Source organism: Bacillus sp. GW823-FHT06A10, assembly GCF_058795375.1.
Map to the genome: position 1 here is coordinate 241,915 of NZ_JBXAHT010000001.1, position 14,714 is coordinate 256,628.

General features: G+C 31.8%; 20 protein-coding genes. 15 read left to right on the plus strand and 5 right to left on the minus strand.

What is annotated here, in order from left to right; translation table 11 throughout:
• Positions 1 to 95 precede the first annotated feature (95 nt).
• Together AC1Q8M_RS01250 and AC1Q8M_RS01255 are read left to right on the plus strand one after the other, a co-directional pair.
• Positions 96 to 485, plus strand: coding sequence for a hypothetical protein (locus tag AC1Q8M_RS01250; RefSeq protein ID WP_000940659.1), 390 nt, complete (start codon positions 96 to 98; stop codon positions 483 to 485).
• A gap of 75 nt (positions 486 to 560) precedes the next feature.
• Positions 561 to 680 (plus strand): DAK2 domain-containing protein, encoded by a 120-nt coding sequence (locus AC1Q8M_RS01255; protein ID WP_071713771.1) that lies wholly within the window; start codon positions 561 to 563, stop codon positions 678 to 680.
• 427 nt (positions 681 to 1,107) lie between these two features.
• Here the strand turns inward: AC1Q8M_RS01255 and AC1Q8M_RS01260 are convergent, their stop codons facing one another.
• Positions 1,108 to 2,001 carry a helix-turn-helix domain-containing protein gene (locus tag AC1Q8M_RS01260; RefSeq protein ID WP_016082633.1) on the minus strand — a complete coding sequence of 298 codons (894 nt, stop codon included), beginning with the start codon at positions 1,999 to 2,001 and terminating at the stop codon, positions 1,108 to 1,110.
• Positions 2,002 to 2,369: 368 nt separating this feature from the next.
• Between AC1Q8M_RS01260 and AC1Q8M_RS01265 the strand changes: the two genes are divergently transcribed.
• The 6 genes from AC1Q8M_RS01265 to AC1Q8M_RS01290 all read left to right on the plus strand — a co-directional run bounded on the left by AC1Q8M_RS01265 (position 2,370) and on the right by AC1Q8M_RS01290 (position 9,113).
• Positions 2,370 to 2,651 (plus strand): LCI fold-containing protein, encoded by a 282-nt coding sequence (locus AC1Q8M_RS01265; protein ID WP_098361172.1) that lies wholly within the window; start codon positions 2,370 to 2,372, stop codon positions 2,649 to 2,651.
• Between the two features lie 995 nt (positions 2,652 to 3,646).
• The gene (locus AC1Q8M_RS01270) at positions 3,647 to 4,756 is read left to right on the plus strand and encodes a response regulator aspartate phosphatase (RefSeq protein WP_000110731.1); all 1,110 of its coding nucleotides are present in this window, start codon (positions 3,647 to 3,649) and stop codon (positions 4,754 to 4,756) included.
• Positions 4,753 to 4,890 carry a Phr family secreted Rap phosphatase inhibitor gene (locus AC1Q8M_RS01275; RefSeq protein WP_000821342.1) on the plus strand — a complete coding sequence of 46 codons (138 nt, stop codon included), beginning with the start codon at positions 4,753 to 4,755 and terminating at the stop codon, positions 4,888 to 4,890. Before AC1Q8M_RS01270 ends, AC1Q8M_RS01275 begins: the two co-directional genes overlap by 4 nt.
• Before the next feature lie 303 nt (positions 4,891 to 5,193).
• On the plus strand, positions 5,194 to 6,927 hold the full coding sequence (locus tag AC1Q8M_RS01280) for an S-layer homology domain-containing protein (RefSeq protein ID WP_016513686.1): 1,734 nt from the start codon (positions 5,194 to 5,196) through the stop codon (positions 6,925 to 6,927).
• Between the two features lie 152 nt (positions 6,928 to 7,079).
• Complete coding sequence (locus AC1Q8M_RS01285; protein WP_016513184.1) at positions 7,080 to 7,697, plus strand: DUF6241 domain-containing protein; 618 nt, start codon at positions 7,080 to 7,082, stop codon at positions 7,695 to 7,697.
• Positions 7,698 to 8,204: 507 nt separating this feature from the next.
• Complete coding sequence (locus AC1Q8M_RS01290) at positions 8,205 to 9,113, plus strand: alpha/beta fold hydrolase (protein WP_000817351.1); 909 nt, start codon at positions 8,205 to 8,207, stop codon at positions 9,111 to 9,113.
• A 331-nt stretch (positions 9,114 to 9,444) separates the two neighbouring features.
• On the opposite strand, the gene AC1Q8M_RS01295 is transcribed toward AC1Q8M_RS01290, so the two are convergent.
• Positions 9,445 to 9,684: a DUF2798 domain-containing protein gene (locus AC1Q8M_RS01295; protein WP_000700210.1), complete on the minus strand. Its 240-nt coding sequence runs from the start codon at positions 9,682 to 9,684 to the stop codon at positions 9,445 to 9,447.
• A gap of 299 nt (positions 9,685 to 9,983) precedes the next feature.
• Positions 9,984 to 10,091 (minus strand): YjcZ family sporulation protein, encoded by a 108-nt coding sequence (locus AC1Q8M_RS01300; RefSeq protein WP_000505670.1) that lies wholly within the window; start codon positions 10,089 to 10,091, stop codon positions 9,984 to 9,986.
• Positions 10,092 to 10,416: 325 nt separating this feature from the next.
• Between AC1Q8M_RS01300 and AC1Q8M_RS01305 the strand changes: the two genes are divergently transcribed.
• The gene (locus AC1Q8M_RS01305) at positions 10,417 to 10,830 is read left to right on the plus strand and encodes a hypothetical protein (RefSeq protein WP_097846455.1); all 414 of its coding nucleotides are present in this window, start codon (positions 10,417 to 10,419) and stop codon (positions 10,828 to 10,830) included.
• 83 nt (positions 10,831 to 10,913) lie between these two features.
• Here AC1Q8M_RS01305 and AC1Q8M_RS01310 read toward each other — a convergent pair whose 3' ends face one another.
• Positions 10,914 to 11,369, minus strand: coding sequence for a hypothetical protein (locus tag AC1Q8M_RS01310; protein ID WP_053565104.1), 456 nt, complete (start codon positions 11,367 to 11,369; stop codon positions 10,914 to 10,916).
• A gap of 213 nt (positions 11,370 to 11,582) precedes the next feature.
• Between AC1Q8M_RS01310 and AC1Q8M_RS01315 the strand changes: the two genes are divergently transcribed.
• The 3 genes from AC1Q8M_RS01315 to AC1Q8M_RS01325 all read left to right on the plus strand — a co-directional run bounded on the left by AC1Q8M_RS01315 (position 11,583) and on the right by AC1Q8M_RS01325 (position 12,542).
• Positions 11,583 to 11,972 (plus strand): YflT domain-containing protein, encoded by a 390-nt coding sequence (locus AC1Q8M_RS01315; protein ID WP_000448802.1) that lies wholly within the window; start codon positions 11,583 to 11,585, stop codon positions 11,970 to 11,972.
• Between the two features lie 42 nt (positions 11,973 to 12,014).
• Positions 12,015 to 12,215, plus strand: a complete 201-nt coding sequence (locus AC1Q8M_RS01320; RefSeq protein ID WP_001293468.1) for a CsbD family protein — start codon at positions 12,015 to 12,017, stop codon at positions 12,213 to 12,215.
• Positions 12,216 to 12,290: 75 nt separating this feature from the next.
• Positions 12,291 to 12,542, plus strand: coding sequence for a GlsB/YeaQ/YmgE family stress response membrane protein (locus AC1Q8M_RS01325; RefSeq protein WP_000522903.1), 252 nt, complete (start codon positions 12,291 to 12,293; stop codon positions 12,540 to 12,542).
• Between the two features lie 181 nt (positions 12,543 to 12,723).
• On the opposite strand, the gene AC1Q8M_RS01330 is transcribed toward AC1Q8M_RS01325, so the two are convergent.
• Positions 12,724 to 12,924, minus strand: a complete 201-nt coding sequence (locus tag AC1Q8M_RS01330) for a hypothetical protein (RefSeq protein ID WP_000391011.1) — start codon at positions 12,922 to 12,924, stop codon at positions 12,724 to 12,726.
• 196 nt (positions 12,925 to 13,120) lie between these two features.
• On the opposite strand from AC1Q8M_RS01330, the gene AC1Q8M_RS01335 reads away from it, so the two are divergent.
• Genes AC1Q8M_RS01335 through sigB form a run of 3 tightly spaced genes read left to right on the plus strand, consistent with a single transcriptional unit; the run spans position 13,121 to position 14,687 of the window.
• A complete protein-coding gene (locus tag AC1Q8M_RS01335; RefSeq protein ID WP_002060869.1) occupies positions 13,121 to 13,459 on the plus strand; it encodes an STAS domain-containing protein in 339 nt (112 codons plus the stop codon).
• Between the two features lie 6 nt (positions 13,460 to 13,465).
• Complete coding sequence (gene rsbW / locus AC1Q8M_RS01340; RefSeq protein WP_000970580.1) at positions 13,466 to 13,948, plus strand: anti-sigma B factor RsbW; 483 nt, start codon at positions 13,466 to 13,468, stop codon at positions 13,946 to 13,948.
• Positions 13,911 to 14,687, plus strand: coding sequence for an RNA polymerase sigma factor SigB (sigB, locus tag AC1Q8M_RS01345; protein ID WP_002093898.1), 777 nt, complete (start codon positions 13,911 to 13,913; stop codon positions 14,685 to 14,687). Before rsbW ends, sigB begins: the two co-directional genes overlap by 38 nt.
• Positions 14,688 to 14,714 lie beyond the last annotated feature (27 nt).

The window sequence follows — 14,714 nt, forward strand, 5'->3', positions numbered from 1 at the left end:
AGATATATTAATCATGTAATTTGTCCATATCAAAATGAACGTTTTTTGCATCTAATATATTGTAAATATATTTTATTTTGAAAGGATGTGATTATATGGCCCATAAATCTACTGGAGTGTTCCGAGTTCCAGTCTCTGAAAATGGGATTATTCCAACTGCTCTCAACATTATGCTAAACAATGATTCGCGTTGCCATACTAGTAATGTGACGGTAACTGTTAAGAGAAGTCGAAACACTTTTTTCCCAACTCAAAATGAATTAGTTGAAATCTCTCGTACTTTTGTTTCTTTAGAACCAAACAGAACAACTAAGATTGTGTTATTTACTCCAGAATTCCAAATAGAAGATTTTCTTGATGTCATCATTAGTGGAAATAAAGAGGATGTTAAGGATGTTCTTGTATATTCTTTCTTAGCAGATTCAGTAGGTCATAATCTGCCATCTACTGTTTTCAGAAATGCAGAATACACTTTTGCTTGCTGACACCGTGATGATGTATTCTTTACTGTCGTATATCTGAATTGAATGTTGCAAGTAGCACTTCAAGGCATATAATCTATCGTTGAAAGATCATTCGGCAGAGGAGCGGTAGTTGGTGAAAGAAGTTTAGGATATCCAGATGCAGGTGCACATACGCTTGGGGTTATCTTTACGGAAATTTTAGGTAGTTTGAAATAGAAATTAAAAGATCCCTTCTACCTTAAGGTGGAGGGGGTTTCTTAATATTGTTTTTTGATATATATTGCTAAATATGTTCCAATAATTCATTCTATTGTATTGAGAATAATGTCATCTACATCAAAAAAACGGCTTATAAAAGGAACTAGTATTTGAAGGAGTTCCACCTCAAACATACTCCTATGCATATAGGTATGTTTGAGGTGGATTTATTAACGAATTTTATATATAGCATGAATGAAATTGGGATAAATAAAACAATGTTTCCTATTATGTTTTTAAGAATTAATTGAGCAGGTCCTTGTAAAAATAAAGAAAAGACACCAAAAGGTGCCTTCTGCCAACTTAAATTATTTTAATATTAGCGTTTTAAGTTTAAAAGCTATAGGGATTTTTTCTGTGGGATTTGTAAGTAGTTTTTACGAAATTATGAGTGTTTTTTATTTTGTAATTCAATAAGTTCATCTGGTAGCATTTTTGTATAATATTCTTTTTCTGTTAGTTCAAATATAAATAATGCTTTTTTCCAGTTATAAATAACATCTTCTACATTATGTTGTTTAATTTTTAATAACAACTGACCTTTTAAATAGAATAGTTCACCTAATAGGTATAACGTATTTAGATTAATTGCTAATTTGATGCCCTTATCAATGTATTTTATTGCCTCTTCATGTTGATATGTGAAGTCCAAAGATTTTGCTAAATTTAACATGATTTTCAACTTAATTTCTTTATCTCTAGGAAAATCTAACTTATTAAAATTACTTAAACATCTTTTTAATATATTAATACTTTTTTCATATTCTTTATTTTCCGCATAAAATATAGCCATTGTTTGCATAATATCTATTTCTCTTTCTGATAAAAAATCAGAATTAGTTAAAGTCAGTTTTAATGCATTATTTAAAAAATCTAAAGCAGTTTTTAATGATTTATCCACCATAAATATAGCAATTGCTTCATGCCATATTAGAAATTGTTTCTCTTCTTTTGTTTGAAAATTATTTAAGTTTTTCTCTTTTTTCACTATTTCATAAAGTTCTTTATATTGTTTTTGCTTTAAGCAATCTTTTATTACGTATTTTACATTTTCTACATATTTTAATCTTTTATTTTGAGTTAGTGCAAATATGTTATTCGGATCAATACCAAGTCTTTCTGATAATTGATATAACAATATACTAGATGGATAAATCATACCTTTTTCAATCTTGCTAATTTGACTTTGTGAACATATTCCATGACATAATTCGGATTGTGATATATTTTTTTTAATTCTAAGTTCTTTAATGGTAATACCCAAATCGTTAAATTCCATTTTTCCACCTACTATTTAGCACTTTATTAATATAAGAACATTCTCTAACCTTAATGTAATGTAAAATTAATATAGTTGCAATTATTGTTTTAAAGGGCTTATCGTTTCTATAAGATGGTGAGATTTTTTTATGTACAAAAAAGACACCAAAAGGTGCCTTTCGCCGACTTGGACCACGTTCATTTAATATAAACCTATCTGTATTTTCACATGCTTCTCTAATCCCTCTATTTTACATTTGATAAAATAAATTCCTAATATTACCAATAATTAAATAAATATTTCTACATGTTCAAGATATTTACATAAATTACAAAAATGATACATTTAAGTTGTAAGCTATAAAAACTATTAAAGGGGGATTTATTATGTTCAAGAAATTAGTAGTAGGAGCATTAGCAACAGGTATTGCATTAACAGGAGGAATTGGGGCAGCTTCAGCTGATACGCAAAAAGCTGTGAGCTCTTCGAAGCAAGCAACATGCTCAATTCCTTATGAGTATTCTAATGGTAAATTCAAAAGAACTCTTTATTACTCAAATGGAGTATATGCTAATAGTTTTAATGAAAATGTTTGTGGCGGGACGATTACGTGGTATTTAAAACATGTTCAAAATGGAGTTGCTTTTTACGAAGGTAATTTAAAATAGTAGATTTTTTGAACCTCATTTATTGAGGTTCTTTTATTTTTAGTTTTTAAACTGATTCTCTATAAAAAAGACACCCTAAGATGCCTTTTTGCGATTTGATCCATTGTAATATGGTATTGAATGCCAGTCCGATTATTATTTTACCATGTTAAGTAGTTTCGGTTATTGAGAAAAAATACAACTCATTGTTTGAATGCAAAAAAGCCCTAGGGGGACTAGGACTTTTTGCTAGAATGAATAAGATTTAAAAAAGGACTTATATAACGTAACATATGAATGTTTCGTAAATGTATCAAAAAAGAGAACAAAAGCGTTAATTTTAATAAAAAAAGCTCCGCGATAAAAGTTGCGGAGCTTCATAAGGTCGAGTTATGTCGTACTCACAAGGGATTTTAACATGGATGTTGTGGTAAAAATACTGGTAAATTTATCCCATAAAACTCCCGCTGATTAGAGTTTCACTTCATTCGAAGGAATTTATGTTTTATAAATTAGATTATAATAGTTGATATTCTCCATATTGACCAGAAAAGAACTAAAAATTCTAGTGAAATTCCAAGTGTTCGTTTCCTAGTTTTTTGAAATTCTTTTATTAAATAGCCAACAGCACTAATTGCTATAAGAATAAAAAGAATAAGTTCGAGTGTAACTGGCATTTTATCTACCCCTAATACATTAATTTGTTATATATAGATTATAAGATATTTTTACGGCTAGTGGTGAAAAATTTTATAAAACTATCTCTAATGGAGTTTTGTTTGAACTTCTAAAATTATTTGTGAAAACCATTGTACGTAAAATTTCTGCGTATGTTTTTAGGAAACAAATTTTAGAAAAAGATAACAAAAACCCCACTCCTCGTCGCCGGCGGAAGCAAAAGGGTGGGATTGTATTGAGAAATTTTTTTGAAACAACAATATTCAGAAAATTAAAAGTTTTGCTGGAAGATTTTTGTTATTATGTTAGTAATCTATAGACAAAGGAGAAGGGGCTATATGAGTGTACATGTAATAAAAAAGGAAGAAATCAATTTACTTTTACATGAGTGGTATAGAGAAATTCGTTCACAGAATTTCTCTAAGGCAAAGGAATTAAAACAAAGTATTGATACAAAAGTTAATAGTATGGAAGAAGATCGAAAGAATACAGAGTTTTATTCACTTGTAGATTTTAGATTTAAAATGTTAAGTGCAGAGTTTTATCCCCATCAATCTGACATATCTAAGAATGATCTAAGAAAAATGAAGTTAGATGAAGCTCCATCAGATGAATCTTTATTATATTATTACCATTTCTTTAAGGCTTCTCATGCTACAGTAAACGGTGATTTTAAAGTGGCTGAAAAGCATTATGGAATAGCAGAATCTTTGTTGGGAAATATTCAGGATCCAATTGAAAAAGCAGAATTTAACTTTAAGCTATCAAGCTATTATTATCACGTTTGCCAGCCTATTTTAGTAATTCAATATGCAACTAGAGCAAGGAATACATTTGAAGGGCTGTACGGGTATAGCAGGAAGGTGGCAGCATGTGACAATGTTCTGGGTTTAGCATGTGTAAAGCTAAATGAATTTGAACAAGCAGAAGTTTATTTCATGTCGTCTCTGGATATTTTGAAAAAGCAGAATGAAGAGGAGCTAATGTTACGAGTTCGACATAGTTTAGGGGTTATGTATGCAGAGCAAAACCTATCTGATTTAGCACTTCGTTACTTATCAGAAGTATCACAAAAAATTCCGAATCACTTTAGAGCGATTTTTTTGGAAGCTAGAGAGAATTTAAAGTTAGGAAAGACAAAGCTTGCAGCGTCCTTAATTGAAAAAGGATTAATAATTTGTAATGAACTGGAACAAAAAGAATATGAACATCATTTTACAATTCTAAAAGAAATGAATGAGAATGTTTCTGCTGAAGAATTAGAGTTAGCCATTTCTAAAGGAATTTATTTCTTTAATGAAGTAGGTTTATGGCAATATGTCCAGGAATATGCTGAAAAATTAGCTGTTAAATATCATGAAGAAGGAAATTCAATAAAATCTAGTGAATACTTCTATTTAGGATATAAAGAAAAAGAAAAAGGTTTTCAGAAAGGGGCTTTAAAATGAAAAGGATCATCAGCAGTTCAATTGGATTAATAATTACGGTCATACTATTAAATGGAGTAAATGTTTCAACGGACCAATCAGAGGTCAATACAACAAGTGTTATACAATATACGCATGGAGAGCCGTGGGGTTGAAGAAATATTGAAGTATAAAGAGTTGTTATATCAAAGGATTATTACCGAAGAAGAGTTCTAAGTGAAGAAAAAGTAATTATTAGGTATATAGATGAAACGCTCAAATGAGCGTTTTTTTATTTGTATATTCGCAAGTAAAATAACATAATATTACTATGAATCCTTATAACAATATGAATTTTTGCATATTTTAAAATTCAATATATCCATCAAAAACTTTTAATTGTATAATATATTTTGTCATATTTTTAGATTTTTCGACATAAACCAACAAAAATAGAGAATGTATTGGGAGAAGACATTATGTATACAAAACTATTAAAATCAATTACATCATTATCACTTATTGGTGGTGCGTTGTTATATACAAATGGTAGCGATGTAAAAGCTGCTGAAGTGGGTGTTTTTTCTGATGTGCCGACATCACATTGGTCATATCCTGCGATTAAAGATTTAGCGAGTAAAAATATTATTTCCGGTTATGGAAATGGGATATTTGGTTTTGGAGATGTTGCGACAAGGGAGCAAGTTGCGGCTTTAATTTATCGAGTGTTAGTACCGAATAAACAAGGCGGTTCGTTTAGTAATGATGGAACTCGTTACGTATTAAAGGATGGGTCTACGTTTAAAAATCCTTACGGTGATATTAATCAAAGTTCTACAATGTTTCCAGAAGAGGTATTAACTTTAACGAATTTAGGAGTTTTTAAAGGTGATGAAAATGGCCAATTTAGACCGAAAGCTTCTGTGAGTCGTGCGGAAATGGCACAAATTCTTACAAATGCTTTCCATCTTGCGGCAAAACAAAAACATACCTTTAAGGATGTTCCAAATCCATTTTGGGCAGAAAACGCAATTAGTGCAGTGCAGTCAAATGGAATCGCAGATGGCACAGGGAACGGGAATTTTGAACCGTATGGCACAGTAACACGTGAACAGTATGCGCAGTTTTTATATAAAACTTTGAAGTATAAAAATGCTGATGTGAAAGACACAGGAGATGCGGCATTATTAACAGCTTTTAAAGAGGAAGTACAAAAGCGTATTAATACATACGAGACAAATATTACACTTCCATATAAAACGAAAAACAATAATACAAACGAAGTGATGAATACACTTTTTAACGCATATAAAGAAGTTGCAAGTAAAAATGAGTATACAAATAATAATAGATCGAATGTTTCATATGGACTTTCTGGATCACCTGGAAATTATACATTTACACTTAAGATTACATATCGTGAAACGAAAGAACAGACGGAATATGTCATGAAACAAGCGAAAGCAATCGTTTCTTCTATTACTCAAGTTGGAATGGATGATCACGAAAAAGTGAAGGCGATTCATGATTACGTAGTAAAACATGTTTCTTATGATACGTCTTATAAAGCTTACACAGCATATGAAGCACTTGTAAATCGTTCTGCGGTTTGCCAAGGTTACGCACTATTAACTTATCAATTATTAAAAGAAGCAGGAATTGAAAATCATTTCGTGACAGGAACTGGGGACGGACAACCTCATGCTTGGAATTTAGTGAAAATCGAAAACAAATGGTATCACCTGGATACAACATTCGATGATCCGGTTCCAGATGAACAGGGCCGCGTAACGTATTCGTATTTCAATTTATCAGATGAACAAATCGCAAGAAATCATGAGTGGAACCGCGGAGACTATCCGCAAGCTACAACAAATTATTATAGTACACTGACAAACAAAATTGCGGCAGGTAGTACGAAAACGCCTGCATATCAGCAAATATTAAAAGATACAAAGTTAAACTATTTAGGAAATGAATATATCGTAAACAACTATACTGAATTAAAAAATAAAATGCAGCAGCGCTATAGTGCGAAACCAGAGAAAATTGAAGTGCTGTACAAGCAATCAATGAATGGTGCACTGCAAGATGTGAAAAAGGCAATTGGCGAAATCGATTATCCGCAAGGGGCAAATCGAGTTTCTTATAAAGCGGAGCCTTACAATGCGAAAGAAGGGTATTCTTTAGTGACAATTACGTTTACGTATTAAAAGCAACCTAGATCCTATGGGATCTAGGTTGTTTTTTTATTATTCTTCGACAAAACATGACAATATATAGATAAATTCTTTGCTACTATGAGATGAGAAATCTTACATTAAAAAAACTGTTTAAAATAACTAATGCAGATAGGCGGAAAAAAATGAACCGAAAGTTACTAATGGCATTAACATGCGGTACATTGCTTATGGGAATGGCTGCTTGTAGCTCAAATGAGAAGACTACAACTGAATCAAAACCTAAACAAGAAGAAAAGGTGCAGGAAAAACCGAAAGTTCAAACCATTCAAAAGCAGCAAAAAGATAGTTATGTAGTAAGTGAAGATGAACTCTCTAAAGCGGCACAGTCGATTGGTGAAATCCAAAACGAGCAAACTATAAATGATATGATGATACATATGTCTTTACAAAAACTCACATTCAATGGGAATAATCTTCATGTTTCCGGTACCCGTGATGTAGGGCGATTTCAAATGACGAAAGAAAACATTCAATACTTAAAAAACAACTTAAATGTTATTAATAATGATGAAAGACCAAAATATGAATCTATTCTGAACAAATGGTATGGTGGAGAGTTCGAATCTGTAGTTAAAGACTTTGAAGAAATTCATTATTTACGTTCAGGAAAAGAGAAAAGTATGGAGGGATCTAAACTAGCTAAAAAACCGGATAGTGATGAAAAAGAATTTATTCTCCATTTCTTTGGTCAAGAAGGATTGGATATCCATAATAAAGAGTGGAAACAGGGCGAGTTATAGAAGTAAAACTGAATTTCTCTTCACTAGGAAGTACAATGTTTTACGGAACAAAAAAATGAAGAAATTCCCTTAAATATAGTCCCATTGGGAGGTTGTCTATACTGAGATTCAATAGATACACAGTAATGCTTATCTTTCTAGCCATTGGCACAAATGCTGCATTATCTATGTGGATTAAGCAGGGAATTTTAGGTGTCATCAATGCTATTATCTTCTTGTTAACCGCTGCACGGACTACAAAATGAACTAATACAGAAGATTAGCGTAAATAAAACATTGTATTTCTTAATAAACAAAACAACTTAACGTGGTAAAATAATAGTTGGACTGGAGTCCAATACATATTATTAAAATTAAGATGGTTCAAGTCGGAGGAAGGCACCTTAGGGTGTCTATTCTTTTTTCTAAATAAGAGTCTTGCCTTAAAGAAGATGAAAAGTTAATGGATGATTACGATGAATATATAGATAAAGTTCATCCATATATTTGTAGAAAGGAGGAATTCAAATGAAGAGAGATGATAATAAGATTGGTCACTTTATATCGGAAAAAGGGAAGGAAGATTTTCAAATTGCTTACGATGAATCAATGGCACTCCTTCCAAAACCTAACGATACGAAAGATATAAAAACGAAATATGGCACAATTCGTGCTTATTATTTTACTAAAGAGGAAAACAAACATAAGGAACCAATACTCTTACTCCCTGGACGTGGTGCATCTACTCCAATGTGGGTACCTAATTTAGAAGGTCTAAGAGAAAAAAGGCCTGTTTACACGATAGATTTACTAGGTGAACCTGGAATGAGTGTGCAAACGAAGGTGATTGAAAACCAAAAACAACAAGCAGAATGGTTAAATGAAGTAATTGAAGGATTAGGTTTAGAAAGAGTGCATATCGTAGGTGTCTCCATTGGAGGTTGGACAACAATGAACTTGGCCAGATATAATCCTGAGCATATTGCTACGGCTAGTTTATTAGATCCAGTCTTTGTATTTGCGCAAATATCCATAAAAATGATTCTGGCATCTATTCCAGCTTCCGTTCCTATTGTACCTAAGTTTTTAAGAGAAAAGATGTTAAGCTATGTTTCTGGAGGAGCAGAAGCAAGTGACGATGAGCCTATCGCTAAGTTAATCGAGTCGGGTATGCGTAACTATAAACTGAAAACACCAGCGCCTGATTTATTTAGTAAAGAAGACTTAAAAAGTATTGATATTCCAGTGCTTGCACTTATGGCTGAAAAAAGTACAATGCACAATTCGGTAAAAGCAGTTGAAACTGGAAAAAAATACGTTAAAGATATTGATATAGTTAATTGGAAAAATGCATCTCACGCAATCAATGGTGAGTTCTCTAACGAGGTTAATGCTAGGATCCTTGATTTTGTAGAAAAGCATTCTAAGGATAACTAAGTTGAAGGTGGAAAATATGTTGTCATAACAACTTCATCTCTATATAGCTATTTAGGGGATTTAGCTCATTTTTTATTTTGGCATATTTTAATTCTTCTATTTTCATGAATATGTAAAATTACATAAAATTTCAGAGAAAAAGAGAGTATACTTTCATATTGTGTAATAAAGATAAAGCCCGCCTACGGAAATAGGTGGGCTTTTTTTACTTATAAAGAAAAAACAACCTGTAAGGTGTCTTCCTTCGATTTGAAACATTTTACTAGGTTAAGTTTTTGTGATAATAAACTCTTTTAATTGGAATGAACTGGAGTAGTACATCACTTTATTCTTAAGCATCATTCTCAACAAAAGTGAAGATTTTCATTATTTTTTTAACTACAAAGGGTAATAATTTAGAAGCTAAAAATGCAAGTACGAAAGCAATTCCCCATGTTTTCATCCATGATTTGAGAAATAAAGCTGTATATCCAACATTCATTGAAACCATGACGAAAGAGATAATACTAGATATACCTAAAATCATAAAGATATTAAAAATTATTGGTTCGAATTTTTTATTGATTTTCAAAATTAACACCTATTTTCTATATATGCTTTGCTGCCCTATTTCACCAACATTTAATCTTACAGTTTGAAATCTAGGTTGTCCAGTTTGTTTTACTTTTCTGCAATAGCAATGTTATATGGAATAGAGTTTCACCATATTGCTATTAAACTAAAATTTTAAGATTGCACCTAAACGAAATTTATAGTATCGAAGTTCATTTTGGAGGGGGATGTAATACTACATCTTACACTTAAACTGCACATTGCGTATTTTTTATGAAGAAAAGACACTCATATAAAAGTGTCTTTTCCGATAGTTTTTTAGCAGAAGCAAGCAGCTCCAACGATGATTAATAAAATGAACAATACAACTAATAAAGCAAATCCTCCAGCGAAGCCACAGCCACCACAACTACCACCAAAGCCCATAACAGTTCCTCCTTTTAATAGGAAGGGAAAACCAAGGGGTCACTCATGTGTTTTAACGGATTCCATTTACTTTATGCTTTTACGAATGAATGGAGCAGGTCCTTTTCAAAATAGATTTATCCCGCTATTTGTCGGGGAGTAAGACCTCTATTGGCGAGGGCTGATTTAAAGTTTCACTTTATTCTTTAAGAGCGAATAAATAAAAAACAAAATATCCAAAAATATAGATAGAAATCCGCTTTTATACCTTTCAATAAAAGAATACTAGCATTATATATTATAAGGAATACTTGTCCTTAATTGTAAATGAAAGGGGGGAATTGGTATGAGTTATGGCTATGGTCACCCTCCAAAAAAATGCTGTGAACATCATAATGAAACTTTATCAACGGGTATATTACGTAGACATTCCGCTACGTTATTTCTTACTGTGGATGCTATGAATGTTGATCCCGACGATACTCGTAGAGTAACTGTTGAAATGTTTGATTGGTCATCTGGTTCTCCGGTATTGTTACCATTAATAGACCCTTCAACGCAAACATTGCCACCTAATCGATATGTTACTTTTCGTTCAGCAGCTCTTCCTCCAACACTTTTTGCTTATGAAGTAAGAATCATTCGTCCGAAAGATAGAGATGTTGTTACGAATGTTTTTGGTCTTAGTGCAATCGTATTTAACCCACAAGAAGGAAATAATGTTTTACAACATGATTTAGCAAAATTAGACCTTAAATAGCTTTTATAAAAATCTATTTATTGAGCATGATTAAAAAAAGAGTAGGATGTAATCCTACTCTTTTTTTAACGTTAACTAGAATTTTAAAAGAAATCCTTCATCATTTTAGCATCTTTAATATTCACTATCACACCTTCTACCTTATCTTTCTTCTCATTTTTAGCGATTGTAATTTGTTCCTTATTATCAACCCATACAAGAAATTCTTCTTTTGAGTCATCTTTATATGTAACGGTAATAGTAGAATGTGCAGATTCTCTCTTTTTTTGATCTAAAGTGATTGTTTTAGGTGTTCCATTTTGAACTGCTGAAACGATAGATTTTATCATTTCTTCGTTATCTGTTTGAGATTTGGAAGTAGTATGATTTGTTGTTTTTAGTATTTCAATGTCTGAAATATTTGCGGAGTTTAATTGAAAGGTATGTTGTGTGTGTTCTTGCTTAACTTGTGAAGCTTTATCTGTAGCCGAGGTGCTTGTACAACCTATTAAAGTGAAAGATAGAGCGGTTAGAGCGCATATAGATATGATTTTTTTCATAGTATCCCTCCTCAAATTAAATTGTAACAATTTTCTGTTAATTTAGGTAGTTATTGTAAGGAGAAGATGTTTTAAAGTGGTAAATGATGTTGTTCATTTTCTATTAAAATTAAAATTCACATAACTTTTTTCATATTTTATGTTTAACATTTCGAAAATAGGTGTACTACATATAATATAACAAATAATTCATTTTAAAGGAGGAAGTTAAAGATGGAAACGAAGTATAGTAAACCTTTTGTATATGAATTTATTACGGAGAAAGAGGTCATGAATGCGGCGAATGATCTCGTGAAAAAAGGAATAGACCAAAAAGATATTTACGTATTAACGCATGAGAAAGATAGGACAGATAGAATTGCGGACAATGCAGACGTGAATACAATTGGGATAAAAGAGGAGGGACTTGGGACAAGCATTATTAACGTCTTTCAAAAAACAGGAGATCAGTTAAGAAATAAAATGCAAGAGTTAGGGCTTAATGAGGAAGAAGCGAACTTTTATGAAGAAAAACTGGATGAAGGGAAAATCTTGTTATTCGTTAAGGATTTAGAAAGAGTCGGTGAATGGTTACAAGAAAGAAGATGCATGTATTCTATTTAAATTTGTATCCTATAAATCTATTACGAAAAGGAGATTGTAAATATGAGTGAGAACGGACTAAAAGAACAAGTTAAAGGTAAAGTTGAAAAGAAAAAAGGACAAGTAAAAGAAGGAATTGGTGAAGTTACAGAAGATAGAGAGTTGAAAAATGAAGGGAAGTGGGAAAAAACGAAGGGAACGATAAAAGAAAAAGTCGGAAAAGTGAAACAAAAGATAAGTGATGAATTGGATAATAAAGAATAATATATGTTCATCAAGCTTTAGTTACATACTAAAGCTTGATGAATTCAATATAAAACGAATATAGGAGGTTTAATTGTGGGACTTATTATTACGTGTATTGTAGGTGGACTTATTGGTGCGTTAGCTGGAATGATTACAGGAAAAGACTTTCCGTTAGGTATAGTTGGTAACGTGATTGCCGGATTAATCGGATCTTGGGTAGGTAGTGCGTTATTTGGTCATTGGGGTCCTGAATGGGGAGGCATTTTTGTTCTTCCAGCGTTATTAGGTGCAATCGTCTTTATTTTAATCGTTACATTCTTCTCTAGAATGCTGCGGAAAGCGTAAGTATGATAATAAATAGTAATCTTAAGTTTATTATATATAACTATAAAGTTAATGAACTGATAAAAATACATAAAAAAGCATCCAATTAAACTAATTTGGATGCTTTTTTATGTATTTTACATAGGAATGAGTGGAGGATGAAGAACCCCCCACTCATTAACATTACACTTTCTATTATGTATTAAGCCATCGTTACCTTTTTACAATTATTTATTCTTACGACTTGCCTTGGTTCTATATGAGATAAGTCCTCGCTATTACTTATATCAACTACAATTGTATTCGTTAGTATGTTAATAATGGAACCAACTAATTTTGTAGCATGATCGTGTCGATAAGAAAATTGAACGAAATCTCCCTTTTTAAAGTTGTGCTCTTCCATAGATAGATCCCCCTAAAAATAATGTTTATACATTATACATACACAAAATTATAAGTTTTAAACATTTATTAGTACGATTTAAGTGTTAAGCCGAGAAAGGTGTAGAAAATTTATTTATAATGAAAATAAAAAAATATGTTTAAAACTAATTTTTATGGGTAATTAAATAGTAAAAGTTCGAGATAAGGGGGCGGAAATGATGAATTTGGCAATAAATATTTTGCAAAATGATGTAGGTTATACGGTACAACTTAATGGTGAGATTGATGCGTATACGGCATCAGATTTAAAAAATAAGGTAATGCCTATTACAAGCGAAAAAGAGGTTCATATTGTAGTAGATTTTCATAACGTAGATTATATGGATAGTACAGGCTTAGGAGTTTTTATAGCTTTATTAAAAGCAGTTAAGAAAAATGATGGGAAGCTAGAGTTTACTGGTGTGTCTAAAAGGCTAAAAAGATTATTTGATATTACAGGGCTAACAGAAATATTAAATTTGAATTCCGATTTTGAAAAAGTAGAAAGAAGGTGACTAGGGATGATGGAGAGATTTGAAAAGATAGAAATGAAAATTCCTGCAAAAGCAGAATATGTGGCTATTATTCGTTTAACAATGGCTGGTGTTGCGAATCGAATGGGCTTTGCTTATGACGATATAGAAGATATGAAAATTGCTATTAGTGAAGCTTGTACAAACATTGTACAACATGCATATAAAGAAGACGTTGGAGAAATTACAATTGTCTTTGGCTTATATGAAGATCGATTAGAAATTATGGCTGCGGATAATGGAGTTAGCTTTGATTTTAATAGCTTAAAAAGTAAAGTTGGTCCGTATGATATTAATAAACCAGTAGAACATTTGCCAGAAAATGGTTTAGGTTTATATTTAATCAATACGTTAATGGATGATATACAAATTATGCATGATGAGGGCATGACAGTTTTAATGACAAAATATATACAAAGAGAGCAGGTGGAGAATGATGGAAATCCAATCTCAACCTACAAATCTTACTAAAGAAGACGTTATTAAACTAATTGCAGACTTCCAACAAAACCAATGTGATGAAGCACAGGAAAGATTGGTTAATCACTATAAAAATCTTGTATACTCCATTGCATATCGCTATTCAAAAGGTGGGCCGATGCATGAAGATATTATACAAGTAGGAATGTTAGGGCTCTTAGGTGCAATAAGAAGGTATGATTATTCGATAGGGAATGCTTTTGAGCCGTTTGCAATACCTACAATAGTAGGCGAAATAAAGAAATATTTACGTGATAAAACTTGGGGTATTCACGTTCCAAGGCGAATTAAAGATTTAGGCGGGAAGATTAAACTTGCGATAGAGGAGCTAACAGATCGTTTCCAGCGTTCACCGAAGATTATAGAGATTGCAGATCATTTAGGACTATCCGAAGAGGAAGTGCTAGAAATTATGGATGCGAAAAATAATTATCGCGTATCTTCCTTAGATGATGTAGTTGAAAATTCATCTGATGGCAGTTCGGTAGCGAGGATTGAATCTGTAGGTGAAGTAGAGCAAGGATATGAAGAGACAGAAAGGCGTCTCGTTTTAAAGGATATTTTCAACGTATTAAATGACACAGAAAAGAGTGTTATTCATTATATATTTGGAGAAAATTTAAATCAAAAAGATACAGGGGAACGGTTAGGTATTTCACAAATGCACGTTTCTCGTATTAAAAGACAAGCGATAAGTAAATTGAAGCAAGCAGCATTTTTAGATACATAAAAATTTAAAATCATTATGTTTAAAACA

Coding starts and splice junctions, on each gene's coding strand:
- AC1Q8M_RS01275 (WP_000821342.1), top strand. CDS start 4,753: ATGAAAAGGATCATCAGCAGTTCAATTGGATTAATAATTACGGTCATA.
- AC1Q8M_RS01265 (WP_098361172.1), top strand. CDS start 2,370: ATGTTCAAGAAATTAGTAGTAGGAGCATTAGCAACAGGTATTGCATTA.
- AC1Q8M_RS01315 (WP_000448802.1), top strand. CDS start 11,583: ATGGAAACGAAGTATAGTAAACCTTTTGTATATGAATTTATTACGGAG.
- AC1Q8M_RS01300 (WP_000505670.1), bottom strand. CDS start 10,091: ATGGGCTTTGGTGGTAGTTGTGGTGGCTGTGGCTTCGCTGGAGGATTT.
- sigB (WP_002093898.1), top strand. CDS start 13,911: ATGATGGAAATCCAATCTCAACCTACAAATCTTACTAAAGAAGACGTT.
- AC1Q8M_RS01260 (WP_016082633.1), bottom strand. CDS start 2,001: ATGGAATTTAACGATTTGGGTATTACCATTAAAGAACTTAGAATTAAA.
- AC1Q8M_RS01330 (WP_000391011.1), bottom strand. CDS start 12,924: ATGGAAGAGCACAACTTTAAAAAGGGAGATTTCGTTCAATTTTCTTAT.
- AC1Q8M_RS01320 (WP_001293468.1), top strand. CDS start 12,015: ATGAGTGAGAACGGACTAAAAGAACAAGTTAAAGGTAAAGTTGAAAAG.
- AC1Q8M_RS01335 (WP_002060869.1), top strand. CDS start 13,121: ATGATGAATTTGGCAATAAATATTTTGCAAAATGATGTAGGTTATACG.
- AC1Q8M_RS01285 (WP_016513184.1), top strand. CDS start 7,080: ATGAACCGAAAGTTACTAATGGCATTAACATGCGGTACATTGCTTATG.
- AC1Q8M_RS01310 (WP_053565104.1), bottom strand. CDS start 11,369: ATGAAAAAAATCATATCTATATGCGCTCTAACCGCTCTATCTTTCACT.
- AC1Q8M_RS01280 (WP_016513686.1), top strand. CDS start 5,194: ATGTATACAAAACTATTAAAATCAATTACATCATTATCACTTATTGGT.
- AC1Q8M_RS01305 (WP_097846455.1), top strand. CDS start 10,417: ATGAGTTATGGCTATGGTCACCCTCCAAAAAAATGCTGTGAACATCAT.
- AC1Q8M_RS01290 (WP_000817351.1), top strand. CDS start 8,205: ATGAAGAGAGATGATAATAAGATTGGTCACTTTATATCGGAAAAAGGG.
- AC1Q8M_RS01270 (WP_000110731.1), top strand. CDS start 3,647: ATGAGTGTACATGTAATAAAAAAGGAAGAAATCAATTTACTTTTACAT.
- rsbW (WP_000970580.1), top strand. CDS start 13,466: ATGATGGAGAGATTTGAAAAGATAGAAATGAAAATTCCTGCAAAAGCA.
- AC1Q8M_RS01250 (WP_000940659.1), top strand. CDS start 96: ATGGCCCATAAATCTACTGGAGTGTTCCGAGTTCCAGTCTCTGAAAAT.